Source organism: Candidatus Zixiibacteriota bacterium (assembly GCA_040752815.1).
GTDB lineage: Bacteria > Zixibacteria > MSB-5A5 > GN15 > FEB-12 > JAGGTI01.
In genome coordinates, this window is sequence record JBFMGC010000118.1 from 1 (window position 1) to 1,917 (window position 1,917).

At 57.9% G+C, this 1,917-nt stretch carries 1 protein-coding gene; it reads left to right on the plus strand.

Annotated elements, in window-relative coordinates; all coding sequences use genetic code 11:
• A partial coding sequence (locus tag AB1772_13415; GenBank protein ID MEW5797338.1) for a hypothetical protein occupies positions 1-1,853 on the plus strand: 1,853 nt, incomplete at its 5' end.
• Positions 1,854-1,917 lie beyond the last annotated feature (64 nt).

The window sequence follows — 1,917 nt, forward strand, 5'->3', positions numbered from 1 at the left end:
TACTGAGTACGGTGCCCGCGCTGGTACCCGGCTTTGAAGACACCGTCAATCTTGCATGGATTGCGGATAACGGCAGTGAGATTCAGATGCCCGGCAGCTTTGTGGGACGAGCCCCGCTCGTTCTTGGTGTGAGAGTCCTGCGTGCGCCGAGCGGCGGGCGGTTTGGCTTCAACTGGTTGGCCGATCTTTGGCGATCGGTGGGATTCGGCAAGTGGGAAACATACTTCCGATGGGGGCCCTATGGAGCCGCCAGTCACGGGTTTCCTGCTGACCCACACGACTGGTACCGGACCATGATCAACGGGCAGATCGACTACGATCAGGTCTACGCTGCGCAGGACTACAGTGTGCAAGGGTGGGAGCCCCCACCCGTAAACCGGGACACCCTGGTGAACATTGCCGATGGCGCTGACTCGCAGATGTTGCTTTCGTACGGACCTCTTGACGACATCCTCCCCGGTGATTCGGTCGCGTTTACTGTCGCTTTTAGTATCGGTGATCATTTTCATCGCGACACATCGAACATTAACAGCCGTTTCAGTGCGGAGAATCCGCGGCCATACCTCGATCATCTGGACTTCAGCGATCTGATCGCCAATTCGCGAGTAATCCAATGGACGTTTGACACGCCCGGCCTCGACTCTGATCCTGGTGACGGTATCAGCTACCGGGGTGAGGCCCATCTCTTCGGCTGCACGGATTCTGCTTCGCCTCCGGCACTATCCGGCTGCGATTCCGTTTTCTATCAGGGTGATGGAATTGCCGATTTCGCCCTGTCGTCGCCGTTACCGTCACCTGCGTTTCAGTTGACCACCACACCAGGCAATGTGGTGTTGCGGTGGAGCGGTGACACGACCGAGTTTGCACGCCACCAGATAACGGGCCGGCGAAGCTTTGAGGGATACCGGATCTATGCTGCCCGGGGTCACCAGGCCGGTCAATTCTCCTTGCTCGCGAGCTGGGACCGCGAGGATTTCGTCAGATTGGTTTACGACACTCTGGCATATAGGAACTGGCGGCGCGCGTCATATCCATATACGGTGGAGGAATGGAAGATCATCTTGGGCGATACCGCCTTTGACCCCAGAGACTACGCGGTCCAGTCCGTGGACAGAGCCTACCACGAAACGTATTTCGACACTCTCCGCAACTACGTGGGCGAAATTGTCGAGGTTACCGCGCGCGAATGGCTCTCATGCTGGGTTGCCCAAAACGCGAATCGAGGCAATGAATACACCGGCGATGCGGGGGTCGAAAGGAACATCATTCAAAGAGTGGGAGTGCGTGACACGACCGTCGGCGGCCGCGAAGTCAGCTATGGCGTTTACGAGGCCAGGCTGAGTAACCTGCAGCCGTCGGTTCCGCTCTACTTCGCGGTCACCGCCTTCGATGAGGGTGACTATGTGGCCAAACTGCCGTCGATGGAATCGACGCCGAGCGAGAACTGGAAATACGCTGAGCCAATCTACTCAGCCAATATTGTGGCTGATTCCGGAATCCGTGTGTCAGTCTATCCGAATCCGTACAAGGCCTTCTACAATGACGCCTTTGGCCATCGCACGACCTACTACGCGCAAGGGTATGAGGGCACGCAGGGAACCGACTTTAGCGAATACGACCGCCGTATCCACTTCATCAATCTTCCCGACACCGCGGTCATCACGATCTACTCGCTGGCCGGTGATCTGATCAGAACGATCCACCACCCTGACAAACACCTGTCGACTTACTCATCGGCATGCAGTTGGGACCTGGTTACGCGCAGCGCCGAGGCGGTCACACCCGGCATTTACATCTATCACGTCGACTCTCGATTGGGAGTTCAAACCGGGAAGGTTGTCATCATCAAGTGATCGCAGGCCAACGCGAGGCCGCGGCCACGTGGGGCCGCCCCTACGGGTGCCCGGCTACGATGGC